The organism is Paenibacillus sp. FSL L8-0641 (genome assembly GCF_038006265.1).
Taxonomy (GTDB): domain Bacteria; phylum Bacillota; class Bacilli; order Paenibacillales; family Paenibacillaceae; genus Paenibacillus; species Paenibacillus polymyxa_D.
Window position 1 is genome coordinate 4,621,483 of sequence record NZ_JBBOUW010000001.1, and the last position, 20,906, is coordinate 4,642,388.

Consider the following 20,906-nt stretch of genomic DNA (forward strand, 5'->3'; position numbering starts at 1 on the left):
TCGCTGGCTATATAAGGCCTTTTGGTGAAAGACCTACTTACCGTAGCTGCTTCCCCATACCCTACTCTGCATTCCATAGGCATTGTGGAAGAGGAATATGGTAAAATCTTCGCGGCTCCACCTCTTCCATTTTTCTTTCCATAGGCAGGTTATTCTTTCAACACTGTTAGATTTCAGAAAGATTGTAGAAAGATTAGTGTGCTAATGTCTGTACTGTAGATGACTACGATACAGACATTTTTTTGTGGAGGAGAATGTATATGGGCCTATTGAAAACTCAGGCATTAAGGAAGCATTACGGGAACGGAGATACTGCTGTTCATGCCTTAGACGGCGTGAATCTGGAGGTGGAAAGCGGAGAATTTGTCGCTATTGTTGGTACGTCCGGGAGCGGCAAATCTACCCTTCTCCATATGCTGGGTGGACTTGATCGTCCAACCAGTGGAAATGTCACGATTGACGGCAAGGATATCTTCTCTCTCAAAGATGAAGAATTGACTATTTTTCGCAGACGAAAGATTGGCTTCGTATTTCAAAATTATAATCTAGTTCCAGTCTTAAATGTCTACGAAAATATCGTGCTCCCCATTGAACTGGATGGGAAACAACCAGACAAAGCCTATCTGACCCAAATTACGAATACGCTGGGGCTTGAGAACAAATTAAATAATCTACCGGGTAATCTTTCGGGAGGGCAGCAGCAGCGGGTAGCCATTGCGAGAGCACTGGCGACGAAACCAGCCATTATTTTGGCCGACGAGCCTACTGGCAACCTGGACAGTAAAACCAGCCTGGATGTCATAGGGTTGATCAAGGTATCCAGCCAACAGTTCGCCCAAACGATGGTGATGATTACTCATAATGAAGAAATCGCGCAGATGGCAGACCGCATCATCCGCATTGAGGACGGTAAAATAGTAGGTGGTGCGACCCGATGATCAAAGTAAAAAACAGTAAGGCGGTTCGTAATTTATCAGATAAAAGTTTAAAAGCGAATAAAATCCGCAATATTATTGCGATTATCGCTATTGCCTTAACCACTTTGTTATTTACATCTCTGTTTACTATGGGAATTGGCGCGATGGAAAGTTTCCAGCAGGCAACGATACGACAGGTTGGTGGGAAAGCGCATGCTTTTATCAAATATATCAACGATGAGGAATTTAATCAGATCAAAGACCACCCTCTTATTAAAGAGATAGCATATAGCCGCTTGTTGAGTGAAAAAGTGACAAACGAGCAATTTTTAAAGCGTCGTGCGGAGTTCTGGTATCATGACGATGTAGGGCTGAAGCTAGGATTGATTGAGCTAGAAAAAGGCCACAAACCAGTGGCAGAAAATGAGGTTATCGCGGACTCTAAGACCCTACAGTTACTGGGTACTCCCCTGAAAGAGGGCGCCCCATTGACCTTGAAGCTTGAGGTTCACGGCAAAATGGTACAGCGTGAATTTATCCTCTCCGGCTGGTGGAAGAGTGACCCCGCCGCCACGATAGCCAGAGGTCAAATTTATGCTTCTAAAGCTTATGTAGATGCCCATGCCGAAGAATTACGCTACACATATAAGCAGGACCATGATATGACCGGAGCCATCAATGCAGATATCATGTTTGATAACAGCTCGAACATGCAAGAAAATCTTAATAAAGTGATTACAGAAAGCGGTTATTCCCTGGACAAAAATGCACCAAACTATATTAACAGTAATGTTAACTGGGCTTATCTTTCCAACACTTTCAGTTCGAACCCTGAAGCCGTCTTTCCCCTAGCCATTGGTCTGTTACTGATCATGCTTACTGGCTACTTGATCATCTATAATATTTTCCAAATCTCGGTGATGCGTGATATTCGTTTCTACGGTCTTTTAAAAACCATCGGCACAACCAGCAGGCAAATCAGCAGAATCATCCGCAGACAGGCATTATTTCTTTCCTTGATCGGAGTTCCCGTCGGCTTGCTCGGGGGTTTTGGGGTCGGCAAATCGCTTACCCCTCTGCTGCTTATGAACACTTCTATGCACGCAAATGCTGAGGTAACCATATCCCCCAGCCCATGGATTTTTATCGGCTCCGCTCTGTTTGCAGTCATAACAGTTATGATCAGTGCATATAAGCCTAGCAGAATTGCGGCAACTGTGTCTCCGATTGAGGCAGTAAGATACGTAGACGGAGCTACCAAAAAGGATAAGAAAAAACTAAAAAAATCAACTAACGGTGCTAAAATGCCGCTGATGGCTCGAGTCAACTTAGGGCGCAATAAGAGGCGGACTACTTTGGTGCTGCTTAGCCTTTCTCTAGGTCTAGTGCTACTGAATACTACTTTTACATTATCCCAAAGTCTGGATATGAATAAGTATGTGTCTAAAAGCCATGACACTGACTTTCTAATTGCACATGCTGATTATTTTCAAGAACATTTCACAGGCCATGACAATGCAACAACGGAAAGCTATATTAAGGCCGTACAGGCACAACCCGGTTTTGAAGAAGGTGGACGATTGTACAGTGGCAGCAATCTATTCGCTATCGAGCATAAAGATAACAAAGAGGGGAAGGGGGAAATCGTCACTCCTGACGCTCGCGGCAACTTATCTGCAATAATGTATGGGCTTGAAGATCTCCCCCTTCACCGACTACAATTAATTGATGGTGAACTTGATTATGGCAAGCTAGCTTCGGGAAAGTACATTCTGGAAGGAGTCTGGTTAGACGATTACGAAAATCCTGAAATGAAACGATCCGTATACAAAGTAGGTGAAAAGGTTACTCTTCATAACTATATAGACACAGCAAATGCCCAAGAGTATACTAGCCATAAATTCACAGTTCTAGGTCATGTCGGAATAAAATCATCCAATTCTGGTGTAGACGTTGCTAGTTATACTGACTTCTATCTCCCGGCGGATATCTACAAAACGCTTGTCAAGAAGCCTGTAGTGATGAGTTACGCCTTCAATGTATCCGACAGTAAAGAAAAAACGATGGAGAGCTTTTTAACGAATTATACCGAAGCAAAGGAGCCCGTTATGGACTATCGGTCCAAATCCACCGTAATTGCCGAGCTTTCAGGTATGCAAAAAACAATTCTGATGATCGGTGGTACGCTCAGTATTATTATTGGTGTGATTGGCATTCTTAATTTTGCAAACGCACTTCTAACTAGTATTCTGACCCGGCATCAGGAATTTGCTATACTACAAAGCATTGGCATGACCAACAAACAATTAAAAACAATGCTTGTTTATGAGGGTCTGTACTATGTCCTCGGCACCAGCATATGCTCCATCTTATTAGGAAGCCTACTTTCCGTCTTGATTGCGAAACCCTTGAGTGCCCAAATATGGTTTATGAGTTATAAATTTATTATCTGGCCGCTGATCCTCGTGTTGCCTGTTCTGCTCGTGCTTGGGATCTGTCTTCCCCTTGCTATTTATTCTCTGAGCAACAAGAAAACTATCGTAGAGCGACTGCGAACAGCAGAATAAATCCCCCTTAGTCGAAATGACCTAGCAAAAACTTATAGCTAGGTCATTATCGTATGCTTTAAAACCATCTATCGCTGGCTATATAAGGCCTTTTGGTGAAAGACCTACTTACCGTAGCTGCTTCCCCATACCCTACTCTGCATTCCATAGGCATTGTGGAAGAGGAATATGGTAAAATCTTCGCGGCTCCACCTCTTCCATTTTTCTTTCCATAGGCAGGTTATTCTTTCAACACTGTTAGATTTCAGAAAGATTGTAGAAAGATTAGTGTGCTAATGTCTGTACTGTAGATGACTACGATACAGACATTTTTTTGTGGAGGAGAATGTATATGGGCCTATTGAAAACTCAGGCATTAAGGAAGCATTACGGGAACGGAGATACTGCTGTTCATGCCTTAGACGGCGTGAATCTGGAGGTGGAAAGCGGTGAATTTGTTGCTATTGTCGGTACGTCCGGGAGCGGCAAATCTACCCTTCTCCATATGCTGGGTGGACTTGATCGTCCAACAAGCGGAAACGTTACGATTGACGGCAAAGATATTTCTTCACTGAAAGACGAAGAATTGACCATTTTTCGCAGACGAAAGATTGGCTTCGTGTTTCAAAATTACAACCTGGTACCTGTCTTGAATGTCTACGAAAATATTGTACTTCCGATTGAACTGGATGGTAAAGAACCCGACAAAACCCACATAGATAAAATAGCACTTACCTTGGGCCTTGACCACAAAATGAATAATCTGCCAAACAATCTTTCCGGTGGACAACAACAGCGTGTAGCTATCGCCAGAGCACTAGCAGCCAAGCCCGCCATTATCTTGGCAGATGAACCCACCGGAAACCTGGACAGTAAAACCAGTCTGGATGTGATGGGATTGATCAAGGTATCCAGCCAGCAGTTCGCCCAAACAATGGTGATGATTACCCACAACGAGGAAATTGCGCAAATGGCCGATCGGATCATTCGGATTGAGGACGGTAAAATAGTAGGTGGTGCGACTAGATGATCAAAGTAAAAAACAGTAAGGCGGTTCGTAATTTATCAGATAAAAGTTTAAAAGCCAATAAAATCCGTAATATTATTGCGGTTATCGCTATTGCCTTAACCACTTTGTTATTTACATCTCTGTTTACTATGGGAATTGGCGCGATGGAAAGTTTCCAGCAGGCAACGATGCGACAGTCTGGTGGTGCAGGGCATGGTTATCTCAAATATATCAACGATGAGGAATTTAATCAGATCAAAGACCACCCTCTTATTAAAGAGATAGCATATAACCGCCTGTTAAGTGGAAAGGTGACAAACGAGCAATTTTTAAAGCGTCGTGCGGAGTTCTGGTATCATGACGATGTAGGGCTAAAGCTAGGATTGATTGAGCTAGAAAAAGGCCACAAACCAGTGGCGGAAAATGAGGTTATCGCAGACTCGAAGACCCTACAGTTACTGGGTACTCCCCTGAAAGAAGGCGCCCCATTGTCCTTGAAGCTTGAGGTTCACGGCAAAATGGTACAGCGTGAATTTATCCTCTCCGGCTGGTGGAAGAGTGACCCCGCCGCCGGGATAGCCAGAGGTCAAATTTATGCTTCTAAAGCTTATGTAGATGCACATGCCGAAGAATTACGCTACATATATAAGCAGGATCATGATATGACCGGAACCATCAATGCAGGTATCATGTTCGATAACAGCTCGAACATGCGGGAAAATCTTAATAAAGTGATTACAGAAAGCGGTTATTCCCTGGACAAAAATGCACCAAACTATATTAACGGTAATGTTAACTGGGCTTATCTTTCCAACACTTTCAGTTCGAACCCTGAAGCCGTCTTTCCCCTAGCCATTGGTCTGTTACTGATTATGCTTACTGGCTACTTGATCATCTATAATATTTTCCAAATCTCGGTGATGCGTGATATTCGTTTCTTCGGTCTTCTAAAAACCGTCGGCACAACCAGCAGGCAAATCAGCAGAATTATCCGAAGACAGGCATTATTTCTTTCCTTGATCGGGGTTCCCATCGGCTTGCTCGGGGGTTTTTGGGTCGGAAAATCGCTTATCCCTCTGCTGCTTATGAACAATTATAGGCACGCTGAGGTAACCCTATCCCCCAGCCCATGGATTTTTATCGGCTCCGCTCTGTTTGCAGTCATAACAGTTATGATCAGTGCATATAAGCCTAGCAGAATTGCGGCAACTGTGTCTCCGATTGAGGCAGTAAGATACGTAGACGGAGCTACCAAAAAGGATAAGAAAAAACTAAAAAAATCAACTAACGGTGCTAAAATGCCGCTGATGGCTCGAGTCAACTTAGGGCGCAATAAGAGGCGGACTACTTTGGTGCTGCTTAGCCTTTCTCTAGGTCTAGTGCTACTGAATACTACTTTTACATTATCCCAAAGTCTGGATATGAATAAGTATGTGTCTAAAAGCCATGACACTGACTTTCTAATTGCACATGCTGATTATTTTCAAGAACATTTCACAGGCCATGACAATGCAACAACGGAAAGCTATATTAAGGCCGTACAGGCACAACCCGGTTTTGAAGAAGGTGGACGATTGTACAGTGGCAGCAATCTATTCGCTATCGAGCATAAAGATAACAAAGAGGGGAAGGGGGAAATCGTCACTCCTGACGCTCGCGGCAACTTATCTGCAATAATGTATGGGCTTGAAGATCTCCCCCTTCACCGACTACAATTAATTGATGGTGAACTTGATTATGGCAAGCTAGCTTCGGGAAAGTACATTCTGGAAGGAGTCTGGTTAGACGATTACGAAAATCCTGAAATGAAACGATCCGTATACAAAGTAGGTGAAAAGGTTACTCTTCATAACTATATAGACACAGCAAATGCCCAAGAGTATACTAGCCATAAATTCACAGTTCTAGGTCATGTCGGAATAAAATCATCCAATTCTGGTGTAGACGTTGCTAGTTATACTGACTTCTATCTCCCGGCGGATATCTACAAAACGCTTGTCAAGAAGCCTGTAGTGATGAGTTACGCCTTCAATGTATCCGACAGTAAAGAAAAAACGATGGAGAGCTTTTTAACGAATTATACCGAAGCAAAGGAGCCCGTTATGGACTATCGGTCCAAATCCACCGTAATTGCCGAGCTTTCAGGTATGCAAAAAACAATTCTGATGATCGGTGGTACGCTCAGTATTATTATTGGTGTGATTGGCATTCTTAATTTTGCAAACGCACTTCTAACTAGTATTCTGACCCGGCATCAGGAATTTGCTATACTACAAAGCATTGGCATGACCAACAAACAATTAAAAACAATGCTTGTTTATGAGGGTCTGTACTATGTCCTCGGCACCAGCATATGCTCCATCTTATTAGGAAGCCTACTTTCCGTCTTGATTGCGAAACCCTTGAGTGCCCAAATATGGTTTATGAGTTATAAATTTATTATCTGGCCGCTGATCCTCGTGTTGCCTGTTCTGCTCGTGCTTGGGATCTGTCTTCCCCTTGCTATTTATTCTCTGAGCAACAAGAAAACTATCGTAGAGCGACTGCGAACAGCAGAATAAATCCCCCTTAGTCGAAATGACCTAGCAAAAACTTATAGCTAGGTCATTATCGTATGCTTTAAAACCATCTATCGCTGGCTATATAAGGCCTTTTGGTGAAAGACCTACTTACCGTAGCTGCTTCCCCATACCCTACTCTGCATTCCATAGGCATTGTGGAAGAGGAATATGGTAAAATCTTCGCGGCTCCACCTCTTCCATTTTTCTTTCCATAGGCAGGTTATTCTTTCAACATTGTTAGATTTCAGAAAGATTGTTGAAAGATTATTATGATACGGTCTGTATAGTATAGCAAGGAGATACAGACTATTTCTTGGAGGGAAACAAAAGTGACTTTATTGAAAACTCAGGCATTAAGGAAGCATTACGGGAACGGAGATACTGCTGTTCATGCCTTAGACGGCGTGAATCTGGAGGTGGAAAGCGGTGAATTTGTCGCTATTGTTGGTACGTCCGGGAGCGGCAAATCCACCCTTCTCCATATGCTGGGTGGACTGGATCGTCCGACAAGCGGAAGTGTTACGATTGACGGCAAAGATATTTTCACATTGAAAAACGAAGAATTAACTATTTTCCGCAGACGAAAGATTGGCTTCGTGTTTCAAAATTATAACCTGGTGCCCGTCTTAAATGTCTATGAAAATATTGTGCTCCCCATTGAACTGGATGGTAAAGAACCAGACAAAACCCACATAGATAAAATAGTACATACCTTGGGCCTTGACCACAAAATGAATAATCTGCCAAACAATCTTTCCGGTGGACAACAGCAGCGTGTAGCCATTGCCAGAGCACTGGCAGCCAAGCCCGCCATTATCTTGGCTGATGAACCCACCGGAAATCTGGACAGTAAAACCAGTCTGGATGTAATGGGATTGATTAAGGTATCCAGCCAACAGTTCGCCCAAACAATGGTGATGATTACCCACAACGAGGAAATTGCGCAAATGGCCGATCGGATCATTCGTATTGAGGACGGTAAAATAGTTGGTGGTAAAGGCAAATGATCAAGGTAAAGAACAAAAGAGTAATCCGTAATTTATCAGACAAGAGCTTGAAAACGAACAAAACTCGCAATATTATTGCGATTATCGCTATTGCCTTGTCCACTTTGTTATTTACATCTGTGTTTACTATGGGGATTGGCGCGATGGAAAGTTTCCAGCAGGCAACGATGCGACAGGCCGGTGGGGAAGCGCATGCTTCTCTCAAATTTATCAACGATGAGGAATTTAATCACATCAAAGACCACCCTCTTATTAAGGAGATAGCATATTGCCGCTCGTTAAGTCAAAAGGTAACAAACGAGCAATTTTTAAAGCGCAAAACAGAGTTCTGGTATCGTGACGATCTAGGGCTAAAGCTAGGATTGGTTGAGCTAGAAAAAGGCCACAAACCGGTGGCAGAAAATGAGGTTATCGCGGACTCTAGCACCTTACAGTTACTGGGTATTCCCCTGAAAGAGGGCGTTCCGTTGACCTTGAAGCTTGAGGTTCACGGCAAAACGGTGCAGCGTGAATTTATCCTCGCCGGCTGGTGGAAGAGTGACCTCGCCGCCGGGATGGACGTAGGCACAATCTATGCTTCTAAAGCTTATGTGGATGCCCATGCTGAAGAATTAATTAACACATATAAGCAGGATTATAATCGGACCGGAGCCATCAGGGCAGATATCATGTTCGATAACAGCTCGAACATCCAGGGAAAACTTGATCAAGTGATTACAGAAAGCGGTTATTCCCTAGACCAAAATGCACCGAACTACATTGCAAGTTCTGTGAACTGGACATATTTTTCCAACACTTTCAGTTCAAACCCTGAAGTCGTCTTTATCTTAGCTGGTGGTCTGTTACTGATCATGCTTACTGGCTATTTGATCATCTATAATATTTTCCAAATCTCGGTGATGCGTGATATTCGTTTCTACGGTCTTCTAAAAACCATCGGCACAAGCAGTAGCCAACTCCGTAGGCTCATTCATAGACAGGCATTATTTCTTTCCTTGGTCGGAGTTCCCATCGGCTTACTTGTGGGTTTTGGGGTCGGAAAATCGCTTCTCCCTCTGCTTATGAACACTTTTGGGCACGCTGAGGTAACCCTATCCCCCAACCCATGGATTTTTATCAGCTCCGCTTTGTTTGCAGCCATTACAGTTATCATCAGTATTTATAAGCCTATTAGGATTGCAGCGACTGTATCTCCAATCGAGGCAGTAAGATACGTAGACGGAGCTATCAAAAAGGGTAAGAAAAAACTGAAAAAATCAACTAACGGTGCTAAAATGCCGCTGATGGCTCAAGCCAACTTAGGGCGCAATAAGAAACGGACTACTTTAGTGCTGATTGGCCTTTCTCTAAGTCTGGCGCTACTGAATATTACTTTTACATTATCCCAAAGTCTGGATATGGATAAATATGTGTCTAGAAGCATTGACGCTGACTTTGTGATTGCACATGCAGGTTATTTTCAAGAACATTTCACAGGTCCTGACAATGCAACGACGGAAAGTTATATCCAGGCCGTACAAGCACAACCTGGCTTTGAAGAAGGTGGACGATTGTACAGTGGCAGCAATTTACTCACTGCTGATTGTAAAGAGACCTTAAAGGGAGACGGCACCGACGCTCGTGTCAACTTATCTGCAACCCCAGGCATTAATGCTTGTGGCTCTTTACCATACGACACCGACGCTCGTGGCAACATATCAGCAGCAGCATATGGTCTCGAAGAGTTTCCTCTTCACCGACTACAACTAATTGACGGTGAGCTTGATTATGGCAAGCTGGCTTCGGGTAAATATATCCTGGAAAATGTCATACTGGATAACGATGGTAATCCCAAAATGAAATATTCGGCATATAAGATAGGTGAAAAGGTTGTCCTTCATAACTATATGGACACAGCAAAAGTCCAGGAGTATACTAGCCATGAATTCACAGTCCTCGGTCATGTCGCCCGAAAAGGAATTAATAATGGTGTAATAGGGGCTAATGTTGAATTCTTTCTTCCGGCGGATATCTACAAAACACTTGTGAAGAAGCCTACGGTGATGAGTTATGATTTTAATGTATCCAACAGTAAAGAAAAAACGATGGAGAGCTTCTTAAAGAACTATACCGGAGTAAAGGAGCGAACGATGCACTATCGATCCAAATCTACCGTAATTACCGCGTTATTAGGTATGCGAAATACTATTTTGATGATTGGCGGTATGCTCAGCGTTATTATCGGTTTGATTGGTACTCTTAATTTTGCAAACGCGCTTCTAACTAGCATTCTGACCCGCCATCAAGAATTTGCTATACTACAAAGTATCGGTATGACTAATAAACAATTAAAGACAATGCTCATTTATGAGGGTCTGTACTATGTGCTCGGTACTAGCATATGCTCCATCTTATTAGGAAGCTTATTTTCCGTCTTGATTGCAAGACCCTTGAGTAACGTAATGTGGTTTATGAGTTATAAATTTATTATTTGGCCGCTGATCCTCGTGCTGCCTGTTCTGCTCGTGCTTGGGATCTGTCTTCCTCTCGCTATTTATTCTCTGAGCAACAAGAAAACTATCGTAGAACGACTGCGAACAGCAGAATAAATCTCCCCCTAGTCAAGAAACGAAATGACCTAGCAAAAACTTCTGGCTAGGTCATTTCTTAGTTGCTCAACTGTATAATTAGTGCCCGTTCCCTAACCTCCCTGAATTTATTAAAATAATGAGAAAAAACATAGGACCTTGGTGAAAGAGCAACTGTGGACATCCATCAAGGAGAATAAGCTGACTACGGCACAGAATTGGATCACCCACGAAACTCTTAAATCGTCTTCATAATCGCCCTATGAAGGTATCTATTCGATTGTCTATATGGACGCAGATCTACTATAAAGTCAAGAAAGATGAGGAAATTATAAGCATATCTATAGAACGCAAAAAAAAGAAGAAATGTAAACACTTCTCCTTTTCCGCCTTTAATCGTTTAACAAGCAAAAATTCTAATGTGGGAATGCTACCACCAACAGGTGACATTACAATCACAATGACCATCTTGTGTTTGGCAATCTGAGGTACAACTACCAGTACAGTCTTTTTGTACTATCATATCAAAATCATTGGCTACCAAAATCTCGAGATTTTCCATGTAATCACCTCCCTTCACTATTAAGATACATTAGTATGTACCCCTGATTCTTTTAATGTAAAAATCAGCTACTTTTTCGACATAATTAAATAGAGTGGACTACTGTTAGAATGGATACCCAAAGTAGAGGATTTCAATTGGGTTTTCGGTGCAACCGTTCATACTGATTTAGAGAGGTTCGCATCAACAGGCAGCTGATGTTTGGAGTTCATGGTTGCTTTGTATTTTTTTCATGGTTTTGGACTTTAAACCAAGCTCCTTCATGATTCGTACTACCGTTTTTTCCGACACGGTAACTCCTTGTTGAACCAAAGCTTTATTAACCTTCTGGCTGCCATACAAACGGCATGGATCTAGGAAGATCCTCTAGCTTGTCAGTCACCATAAAAAGGCTACGTGACAAGCTAGAGAATCTTCCCTCCTGTCCCCAGTACATTAAGACATATATGGGATCGGCTTACACATGGGCGGTGAAAAATGACTCCCCTGAACTATGTGTGTATTGGAGGTGCCGTTACTACTTTATTCTTTGCTGGGGCTGTCATTCTTATATATCGTAATAACGTACGTAAAACAATGAAAACTATTGATCATATGGTTGAAGCTGCAATTAGTGGCGAGTTCTCAGAGCGTTTTTTTGACGAATCCGTTATGTCAGCAGTAGAGGCCAAGCCTGCGCAATTTCTTTCCATTTGCTCCGTTTCTTCGAAAAATTTGTTGGCATAAACAAATAAAATAAACGAGCTCATTTCTGACATCTCACATCAAACGAAACACCTATTGCTAACATCTTCCTTTACTCACAACTGCTTAGCGAATATGATTTGCTGGAGGATAGCTCCTCTTTATAAAATCTCTATCCACACAAGCCGAAAAACTTCATTTCCTTATACATGCAATGTTGAAAACCTCGCAAACTTGAAACGGAGATTATCACAGTTTCGCCAAGGCAGATGCTAAAGGGATCTCCGTTGCTATGAAGACAAAGCCCGCAAGTTCACGGTATACCATGTACTCCAATACTGGTGTGTGGCTGCCTTGGAACAATGGAGAAGCTATCGATCCAGCGTAGATTTTGCGCCTCTCTCTGGCCTGCCTGTCGTCCATTATTCACGCTTTTCCACCAAAGCCGCCGAAGTCCCGTTTTCCGTATTTAAGGAACTTTTCCATCTACTTGTTCGCAAATGCAACTGGGAAGCTCGCCGGAAGCTAACTTTCCAAAAGAACTATTACTCATCGATTCTACCACGATGACGGTGGGAAAAACGCGGTTACCTTGGGCTCATTATCACGGGGAGCGTGCAGGTATTAAGCTTAATGTCGCTTTACGAGCAGAAGATGGGCAACCTCTTCAAGTGGTCGAAACGCTGGGCTCCAAGCATGATGGCCCCATGAGTGAAGCGTTAGCTCAACCGGATTACATCGTGGTGATGGACCGTGCCTATGGAAAATTGGAGCGTCTGGATGAGTTCAAAATCCAAGGACAATCCTTTGTCATTCGGCTTCGGGACAACGTCCATTTGGAAAAGCCTCATGCCCTTTCCCGTCTCAAGGAGGTAGATTCATCCGTCATTCGGGATATCACCTGCCAGTTAGGGACACCACAGTGTCGTTCCAAGCAGCGTCATCGTGTGGTGATGTTTCGGGATTTTGAAGGTCGAGAAATCCGAGTCGTTACCGATTTAATGCAGGTCACGGCGGAACAAATCGCACAGATGTATAAGGCTCGATGGCAGATTGAAGTCTTTTTCCGATGGATCAAGCAACATTTGAATATCCCAACGCTGTTTGGCACGACCGAAAATGCGGTCTATGGTCAACTCTTTTGCGCGCTCATCGTTTATGTCCTGCTTAAATGGTTATTTGATGCTGCTCAAACGGCGTGGCCCAAACATGCCATTCTTTCCTTTGCTCGATTTTCTCGTCTTTTTCTTCTGCAAAAACTACCAGTGGAATGGCTGATCCAGATTCAGCATGTTCTTCTTGAGCGTATCTCTGCTTCTATGAATCAAATTACTTATTCTGGTTAATCAACAGACCTGTTATTCAGGTGATTGCCTATGATTTATTCGGCCGTATTGATAACACCGATAACGGAATTGGAATTTCACAGGAAGAACACAGCAAAATCTTTAAGCGTTCTATCGATCACAAACTGTGAACTCGAAGGAGGGAGTTGGTATTGGGCTATTTTGGGCGAGAGAAATCATTGCCGCTGAGGGGGCAACATCAAGTTACGACCAAGTCCGGGGAGCGGCTCGACCTTCTCAATTTTTCTTCCGATAGCAAGTAATTCTATGAAAAATATTTAATTGAGGAATTTTAAGTATGGCATGTCCTGTTTTATAAAACACTGAAATACATACTATTTTCTCATGGAGGAGAAGTTTAATTACTCTATTAAAAACTCAAGAGGTGAGCAACGAGGATATTGTCGTTGACTCCTTAAGAGGTAATGTACCTTTAGTCGCGATTACTGGTACATCCTGCAGTAGTAAGCTAAGTATTTAATTCTCCATGTTATTTGGTTCATTATTACCATTATTAGTGACAAACAGAACGAATGTTCGATATTAGAAATGGATTAGTCAGTGAATGAAATAAAAAGCTTCATCCATAAAAAGGGCATGGTTTAATGGATTATTAAAATTTCACAGGCAACCAAGTATTACAGAAAAAGTGTTTTTTATTACAATTGTATTTTTCACTAGGCGTTTGGTCGTATCCTGTATATGAATAGTCTGTTAAAGGTCTACTATCGCTTCCCAAAACTTATGGGCACTATTTAATTAAGTTAACTATGCATCTGATATATATATCAATTTAATTAAAGGAGAGTAAACAATGGAAAAATTGGAGTTATTGAATATAGAAGATTTTGATATGTCAATCCAAGGACCAATTTGTGATGCAGATAGCTGTGAGTATGATTGTGCACCTGATAGTAAGGGATACTGTAGTGCTGCTTTTACTGGTTTATTGTAGTAATAGCAAATTAATTTTTTAAATTTCAATAAACGGTATGTATACATCTAGGTACTAAAACTCAGATGCATAGTTATCTTATTTTAAACACAAGCAGCACGTTTCAGCATTCTGCCGATACGTGCTGCTTGTGTTTAGCATCAAAACTTTAAAATTTTAATAGCGCATCTGCTGATTGTATAAAATCCCTAGTTTACCTGAAATACATCTTATTAGATTAATTAAATATAACATTTAAAATATCGGGAAATCCTTCCATAATGCGAGGTTTTTTTCATGCAAATCGTGTGTGACATTTATAGAGTAAGACATAGTCGATTAAGGCTGAGAAGCGTTGCCCGTCATAGGTAATCCAAACAGAGTAACACATTTAGATCCTGCTTAATCCTCGAAAAAACAGTGCGATCCGCCAACAGGCTCTGTACATCGCTGCGACTTCTACTCCGCAACATACATCAGTTTCATCGTCACGCTAATTTAATGTCTGTTGACATCGCCAAAAATCACTACGCAGGCACTTCTCAGAACGTCATTGCGTGGTTCCCCACTGGTATGTAAGATTTCCTTGCCCTTCGTTAATGAAGAGGTAATAATGATTTATTTTTTCAAGTTTTGTTTCTTAATTAGTATGTTGCCTAGCTGATAAAATTCTTAACCAACCGGACTTTCATGGCGACTATAGACACTAGAGGAAACACCGAATTCAAGGCTATATGCAGCCTTATTCCTCTTCATTTTCCATGATAAAGAACCTAGGCAACCTTGTTTGCTACGTTAATCGTAGTGGATCTTGGGTAGAAAAAATCTCCTACGAGCCTCCACGATTACTTTCTTTAAAGATTCAACGGAATTAACTAGGGTGTATCTGAAAACTCAACCAAGTGGTGCTAAATCAATAAAACCATGGCAAAAGCCAAAAAAGGCAAAGCTCAGAAAGTTTCGAGAAAGCTTATCATACCGTGTGGCAATCCCGTGGAATTGCCTGAGTTTGTTGAAAAAACATTCCACCACATGCCGTTCTTTATAGTAGTAAAAGTCGCATTCCCAAGGATGTGCCGCATTAGACTTTGGCGGGATGCAGAACATAGCGTCTTAAGATTCGATATATGTTCTAATGTTCAGAGTTCCTTAGGCTTTATCAGCTAAAACCACAGTTCCAGGCCGCGTTACACCAGAGAGAACTTCAATGGCCACCGTGCTGTCATGGATATTTCCAGGTGTTAAAAACAGGCGAATGGGATTACCCAAGGCATCTACTACAGCGTGAATTTTGGTGTTTCGGCCGCCTCGGGACAGTCCGGTCTCTTGATGGGTTTCGGCGTTCTCAGCCCCTTTTTAGCCTCCGCTGCATGCTGATGAACCTTGCAGGAAGTGCTATCGATGGAGACATCCTGCAAGTCAGCGTCGCTGGCCAAGGCCTCAAATATGTTTTGAAAAAGATCATTTTGGCTCCACAAGCGAACCGGGAATACACGGTTTTTCAGGGACCAAAACGTCCCGGCAAATCACGCCAGGGAGCGCCTGTTTTCACCTTCCAAAAAATCCCATTCAGCATCACTCGATTGGGCTTCGAGGGTCTGCCTTCGCCTGTATTTTCGGCTGGCAATAGACCGTGAATCCGTTCCCAATCCTGATCCCTAATTTCATGACTTAGCATTGGATTACAGGCCTCCTTGTGATTTCTCTCCTGTAAAATTATGCTGTGATTCCTTATTTGAATCAATAGATAGTTTTCAGACACTCCCTAGTGAGTATTTTACGAATAGTACAGTTGTCTTCTTTTTAAAAGAAGGTAAAATTAAAGATAACAAAACAACGATTTTCTAATAAAAAGAAAATCGTTGTTTTAGTAGAGAATCTCTTGCGTTTATTCATACCAATACTCCAAACTCAGATTACTTTTTTCACAAAAAGGATAACTATGCATCTGAGTTTTACTGCTTAGATCCGCACATGTCTTTTATAATTCAGAAATTTAAATTTGCTATTTTATAAATATCCAGTCCAAGCAGCACTACAGTTCCCATTACTATCAGGAGCACAATCATACTGACATCTGCTCCCATCACATTTTTGAATTGACATATCAAATTCATCCACATCCAATAATTCTAATTTTTCCATTGTATACTCTCCTTTAATTAAATTAATATATATCAGATGCATAGTTAACTTATTTAATAGTTCTCCATCAACCCTTGAGAGGTAATAGTAGCTTCTTATTTATATAATTGATCTTATATAGAATACAATCAATAACCAAGATTAAAATACAAATGTAATAAAAAACCGTTCTTCTGTTATGTTAGGTATTATATATAAACTTTCCAGATGGATACCAATATACAATGTCAGTTACGTAATCGATATTTTGCAGAATACTTTAATTTATGACGGATTGTAATATGAAGTGCGACACCTACTGGATATAAATAGACAAAGAGCCCATGACCGGATTCGTGTAGAATGAAAGTTCCTACACCCACATTCACACAAGGAGAATCCACCATGAGCTACTCACATCTTAGCATAATCGAACGCAGCAAGCTAGAAATCCTGCATCAGCCGGGAATCCGCCGAAATGCAACAGAGCAGCCTTACCGTGCTGAGACCTCTCAGAAGAGCTATGTCCAGCGCCGCAAGGCTTCGGTTCCTGCAGGGCAAGTGGACGCCAGAGCTGGCTAGTAGCATCCAAAATAAGCTTCAAGCGACCTGGTCCCCCGAGCAGATCATGGAGAGATTGCGTCAGGAGAGGCGTGCGATCGTATGCTTTAAAACGATATATCGTTGGCTGTATCACGGACGTTTAGAGAAGGGCATTCTCACGGTCCTCAGGCACAAAGGAAAAGGGCAGAAGCCAGCGGAGAGACGTGGTACATTTGCGATAGGCAAGTCTATCACCCAGCGTCCCAAAGAGGTTCGATCCCGGAAAACATTTGGTCATGGGCAACTGGACACGGTCGTCTCCGGCCGTGGAAAAAGCAAGGGCTGTGTGACCACGTTTATCGAACGCAAAACACGTCTGTACACCGCCATTCGGTGCCTGACCGTACTGCGTTGTCCATGGAGATCGCCTTTGGAGTAGCCGCCTCCCAATACCCCTCCGGGGCATTTCAAACCGCATCAGTTGACCGTGGCAAAGAGTTTGCCTGCTATGCGAGTCTGGAAGCTACCCATAACGTACAGGTGTATTTTGCAGATCCGTATTCCTCCTGGCAACGAGGCTCTAACGAGAATGCCAATGGCCTCTTGCGTGAATTCTTCCCTAAAGGTACGGATTTCGCCCAAATCACAGATGAGACCTTGGAGGCAGCTCTCCACTTCATAAATCACAGCCCCCGAAAATGCATGGGCTGGAAAACCGCTCACGAATCCTTTTCAGAGGAACTGTCGCACTTGGCTTGACAATCCGTCTTATAAATAATAGAAAATTTCAATAAAAATAATATTTACTCTGCCTGCCGAAGTTGCTCTACAATACTTTGTTTGTTGTTCAAAAAATAAATTACTAATGGAATGATCACTCCAAGAGCAAATAAAAGCGGCAATATAACTAATACAGGCCAGATCACAAAATGATAACTAAAAAACCATATCATGCTACTGATAGGTTTTACAATAAACAAAGAGGACATGATAGCCAAAAGGATAGAAAATACGCTTGTACAAACTGTATAGTACAGTCCTTCAAAGGCTAGCATACTGCGCAGCTGTTTTTTGGTCATACCAATGCTTTGTAGCATGGCAAATTCCTGCCGTCGCGTTAATATGCTGGTTAAAATCGCATTAAAAAAGTTCAGGATCCCAATCAAGCCAATGATCAGACTAAGCGTGCCCCCAATTAAACTGACCGTCTTTCGCATATCCGATACTTCATTTTCTACTGTAAACTTGGATTGGTAATCCATTAGGGGTTCTACTATTTTTGTGTAGCTTTTTAAGAAAGTTTCCATGGTTGTTTCCTTATCAGAGGATACATTAAAAGCATAACTCATCACAATAGGATGCGGTGTCAATCTTTTATAAATATCCGCTGGAAGATAAAAGTTGTAGTCTCTTAATCTGCGATCAGAATTGGAGTTTTTAATTGCTGCGTGACCAAGTATTATGAATTTATGCGTTGTATACTCTTTGTCCATTGGAGCTTCCTTGGTGCCCATATAGCTATGGAGAGTTATCTTGTCACCAACCTTGTATTTTATCCAATCCGATTTCGGTTTGCCGTTATCATTGAGCTCAACTCCTTCCAGAATATACTTTCCTGAAGTTAATAAACCGTAATCCAGTTCACCGTCAATTAATTGCAGTTGGTGTAACGGCAGCTCTTCAAGCCCATATACTTGTGCCGTATAGTTATTGTAAGCATCAAGCCTATCACTTGTTTCTATAGTAGTATTCTTTGGTTTCTCCACTGTTAACAGCTGAGGGTCACCATACAAACGGCCTCCTCCTTCAAATCCAGGTTGAGATTGTACGGCCCGAATAATACTTCCAGAAGTTTCACTCTCTAAACCTTCAAAATTCTGTCTAAACAAATCTGCATGTCCAATTAGGAAGTCTGTGTCACTGAATCGGGAAGACAAATATTTATCCATATCCATACTTTGGGAGAGCGCAAACGTCGTGTTCAGTAATACAAGGCTCAAAGAGAGGCTGGTGACCACCAAAATAGTTCGTTTTTTGTTACGTCCCAAATTGGTACGTGCCATGCTGTGCATGTTTACTCCTTGAGTAGTTTTTTTCAGCATTACCTTGTTCTTGAGGTCTCGGTCCACATATCTTATCGCCTCAACTGGTGACACTTTTGAAGCCGTCCTGCTTGGTTTATAGATGCTGATAGATACAGTCATAATTGCGAACAACGCAGCTAATATAAAAATCCATGGACTTGGGGATACCGATATTTCTATGCTAGCTGCCTTGGTGTTTTTCATGATCAATGGCACAAGCGACTTACCAACCATGTAACCTATAATTAAGCCAATGGGAATTCCGAAGGTGGAAAGGAGTAGAGCTTGTCTGCGGATGATCCTGCGAATCTGCCCGCCACTTGTCCCAATCGTCTTCAGAAGACCATAAAAACGAATGTCACGCATTACAGAAATCTGAAATATGTTATAGATAATCAAATACCCTGTCAACATGATTAGTAGTAGGCCTGAAATGAGTGCCACGATAATTCCAGGACTCATAATGAAGTTGGTTGATAGGTATGCCCAATTAACATTGCTTTCCACATAGTTTTCTGCTTCTTTATCCAAGGAGTATCCGCTTTCTACAATTACTTGATCAAGCTTGCTCCGCAGATTAAGGCTATCGTCGAACATGATATAGGGATTAATAGTACCAGTGTAGAAGTGGTTTTCTTTATGTGTGTTTTGCAGTTCAGTGGCATATGCCGTTAGATATGCTTTAGAAGCGTAGATTTGTCCTACATTAAATAGTGGGTCGCTCTTCCACCAACCGGAAAGAACAAAATCGCGTCGCACTTCTTCACCCCGAATATTAAGCTTTAGTGTCAAAGGTGCGCCAATTTTCAAGGGAACACCCATCAATTGCAACGTATGAGTATCTACTATCACTTCATTTTCGGCTATAGGTCTATGACCTCCATCCAACTTAATGAATCCTAGCTTTAATGCCACATCATCGTAATACCAGAACTCCGTTTGGCGTTTTAAAAATTCCTTGTTCAAAACACCGTCACATAATATACGTCTATACGCTATTTCTTTGATCAACGGGTGCTGTTTAATCTTTATAAATACCTCTTCATTGATATTTTTAAGCACGGCGTGCCCATCCCCACCAGACTGCCGCATCATAGCTCGTTGCATGTTATCCACGGTGGCCAGCCCCATAGTGTACAATGTTGTAAATAGCAATGAAGTGAGAGCTATGGCTATAATGGCAATGAGGTTTCTCGTTTTATTGGCCTTATAGCTTTTGTCTGCCAAATTGCGGATTGCCTTTTTATTTCTAACTTTGATCATTTTATATCACCACCGATAATTTTACCGTCCTCAATACGGATGATACGATCCGCCATTTGCGCGATTTCCTCGTTATGGGTAATCATCACGATCGTTTGGCGAAACTGTTGGCTTGACACCTTAATAAGTCCCATGACATCCAGAGTGGTTCTACTGTCTAGGTTACCAGTGGGTTCATCTGCCAAAATGATAGCCGGTTTCGTCGCCAATGCTCTTGCAATAGCTACACGCTGCTGCTGTCCTCCCGAAAGATTATTCGGCAGATTGTCTAGTTTATTCTCAAGCCCCAGCGTATTCACAATTTTTTCTACATAGACTTTATCTGGTTGCTTCCCATCCAATTCAATGGGTAGTATTATATTCTCTCGTACATTCAAAACAGGAACCAGATTATAATTTTGGAAAATAAACCCGATCTTTCGTCTACGAAAGATCGTTAACTCTTCATCTTTTAGTGGAAAAATATCTTTTCCATCCACCGTGACGTTTCCACTTGTTGGTCGGTCCAGCCCACCGAGCATATGTAGCAAGGTGGATTTTCCACTCCCAGATGTACCAATGATGGCAACAAACTCTCCATGATCTACCTTCAAGTCCACTCCGTTCAAAGCATGAACAGTGGTATCTCCACTGCCGTAAATTTTCTTTAGATTCTTGGTCTCTAATATCTTCATTTGCTCTCCTCCAAACAAATAATGTCTGTATCGTAGTAATCCACAATACAGACATTATCATATTAATCTTTCCACAATCTTTCTC

At 42.0% G+C, this 20,906-nt stretch carries 12 protein-coding genes and 5 pseudogenes; 11 read left to right on the forward strand and 6 right to left on the reverse strand.

Going from position 1 to position 20,906, the window contains the following annotated elements; translation table 11 throughout:
• Positions 1-260: 260 nt before the first annotated feature.
• The 6 genes from MKY16_RS21030 to MKY16_RS21055 all read left to right on the forward strand — a co-directional run bounded on the left by MKY16_RS21030 (position 261) and on the right by MKY16_RS21055 (position 10,628).
• On the forward strand, positions 261-938 hold the full coding sequence (locus MKY16_RS21030; RefSeq protein WP_340956888.1) for an ABC transporter ATP-binding protein: 678 nt from the start codon (positions 261-263) through the stop codon (positions 936-938).
• The gene (locus tag MKY16_RS21035) at positions 935-3,484 is read left to right on the forward strand and encodes an ABC transporter permease (RefSeq protein ID WP_340956889.1); all 2,550 of its coding nucleotides are present in this window, start codon (positions 935-937) and stop codon (positions 3,482-3,484) included. Before MKY16_RS21030 ends, MKY16_RS21035 begins: the two co-directional genes overlap by 4 nt.
• 331 nt (positions 3,485-3,815) lie before the next feature.
• The gene (locus MKY16_RS21040) at positions 3,816-4,493 is read left to right on the forward strand and encodes an ABC transporter ATP-binding protein (protein ID WP_340956885.1); all 678 of its coding nucleotides are present in this window, start codon (positions 3,816-3,818) and stop codon (positions 4,491-4,493) included.
• A complete protein-coding gene (locus tag MKY16_RS21045; RefSeq protein ID WP_340956890.1) occupies positions 4,490-7,033 on the forward strand; it encodes an ABC transporter permease in 2,544 nt (847 codons plus the stop codon). Before MKY16_RS21040 ends, MKY16_RS21045 begins: the two co-directional genes overlap by 4 nt.
• 329 nt (positions 7,034-7,362) lie before the next feature.
• The gene (locus tag MKY16_RS21050) at positions 7,363-8,040 is read left to right on the forward strand and encodes an ABC transporter ATP-binding protein (RefSeq protein WP_322252841.1); all 678 of its coding nucleotides are present in this window, start codon (positions 7,363-7,365) and stop codon (positions 8,038-8,040) included.
• Entirely contained in the window at positions 8,037-10,628 is a 2,592-nt protein-coding gene (locus tag MKY16_RS21055; RefSeq protein ID WP_340956892.1) for an ABC transporter permease, read from the forward strand. The genes MKY16_RS21050 and MKY16_RS21055 overlap by 4 nt, the downstream gene beginning before the upstream one ends.
• A 714-nt stretch (positions 10,629-11,342) precedes the next feature.
• Here MKY16_RS21055 and MKY16_RS26170 read toward each other — a convergent pair.
• Positions 11,343-11,535, reverse strand: a pseudogene (locus MKY16_RS26170) (IS3 family transposase); the annotation flags it as partial.
• 111 nt (positions 11,536-11,646) lie between these two features.
• Between MKY16_RS26170 and MKY16_RS26175 the strand changes: the two are divergent.
• The 4 genes and pseudogenes from MKY16_RS26175 to MKY16_RS21075 form a co-directional block, all read left to right on the forward strand.
• Positions 11,647-12,122, forward strand: a pseudogene (locus tag MKY16_RS26175) (histidine kinase dimerization/phospho-acceptor domain-containing protein); the annotation flags it as partial.
• Between the two features lie 231 nt (positions 12,123-12,353).
• Positions 12,354-13,199, forward strand: a complete 846-nt coding sequence (locus tag MKY16_RS21070) for an IS4 family transposase (RefSeq protein WP_340956896.1) — start codon at positions 12,354-12,356, stop codon at positions 13,197-13,199.
• A 14-nt stretch (positions 13,200-13,213) separates the two neighbouring features.
• Positions 13,214-13,481, forward strand: a pseudogene (locus tag MKY16_RS26180) (sensor histidine kinase); the annotation flags it as partial.
• Positions 13,482-14,013: 532 nt separating this feature from the next.
• Positions 14,014-14,154 carry a hypothetical protein gene (locus tag MKY16_RS21075; RefSeq protein ID WP_155271719.1) on the forward strand — a complete coding sequence of 47 codons (141 nt, stop codon included), beginning with the start codon at positions 14,014-14,016 and terminating at the stop codon, positions 14,152-14,154.
• A gap of 1,128 nt (positions 14,155-15,282) precedes the next feature.
• Here MKY16_RS21075 and MKY16_RS26185 read toward each other — a convergent pair.
• From MKY16_RS26185 to MKY16_RS21085, 3 genes and pseudogenes are all read right to left on the reverse strand, one after another.
• Positions 15,283-15,453, reverse strand: a pseudogene (locus MKY16_RS26185) (transposase); the annotation flags it as partial.
• A gap of 181 nt (positions 15,454-15,634) precedes the next feature.
• Entirely contained in the window at positions 15,635-15,811 is a 177-nt protein-coding gene (locus tag MKY16_RS26190) for a transposase (protein WP_445744868.1), read from the reverse strand.
• Positions 15,812-16,143: 332 nt separating this feature from the next.
• A complete protein-coding gene (locus tag MKY16_RS21085; protein ID WP_268988512.1) occupies positions 16,144-16,278 on the reverse strand; it encodes a hypothetical protein in 135 nt (44 codons plus the stop codon).
• A gap of 384 nt (positions 16,279-16,662) precedes the next feature.
• On the opposite strand from MKY16_RS21085, the pseudogene MKY16_RS21090 reads away from it, so the two are divergent.
• Positions 16,663-17,559, forward strand: a pseudogene (locus MKY16_RS21090) (IS30 family transposase).
• Positions 17,560-17,603: 44 nt separating this feature from the next.
• On the opposite strand, the gene MKY16_RS21095 reads toward MKY16_RS21090, so the two are convergent.
• Together MKY16_RS21095 and MKY16_RS21100 are read right to left on the reverse strand one after the other, a co-directional pair.
• Positions 17,604-20,147: an ABC transporter permease gene (locus MKY16_RS21095; protein ID WP_340956898.1), complete on the reverse strand. Its 2,544-nt coding sequence runs from the start codon at positions 20,145-20,147 to the stop codon at positions 17,604-17,606.
• Entirely contained in the window at positions 20,144-20,821 is a 678-nt protein-coding gene (locus MKY16_RS21100) for an ABC transporter ATP-binding protein (protein ID WP_039273985.1), read from the reverse strand. Before MKY16_RS21100 ends, MKY16_RS21095 begins: the two co-directional genes overlap by 4 nt.
• Positions 20,822-20,906 lie beyond the last annotated feature (85 nt).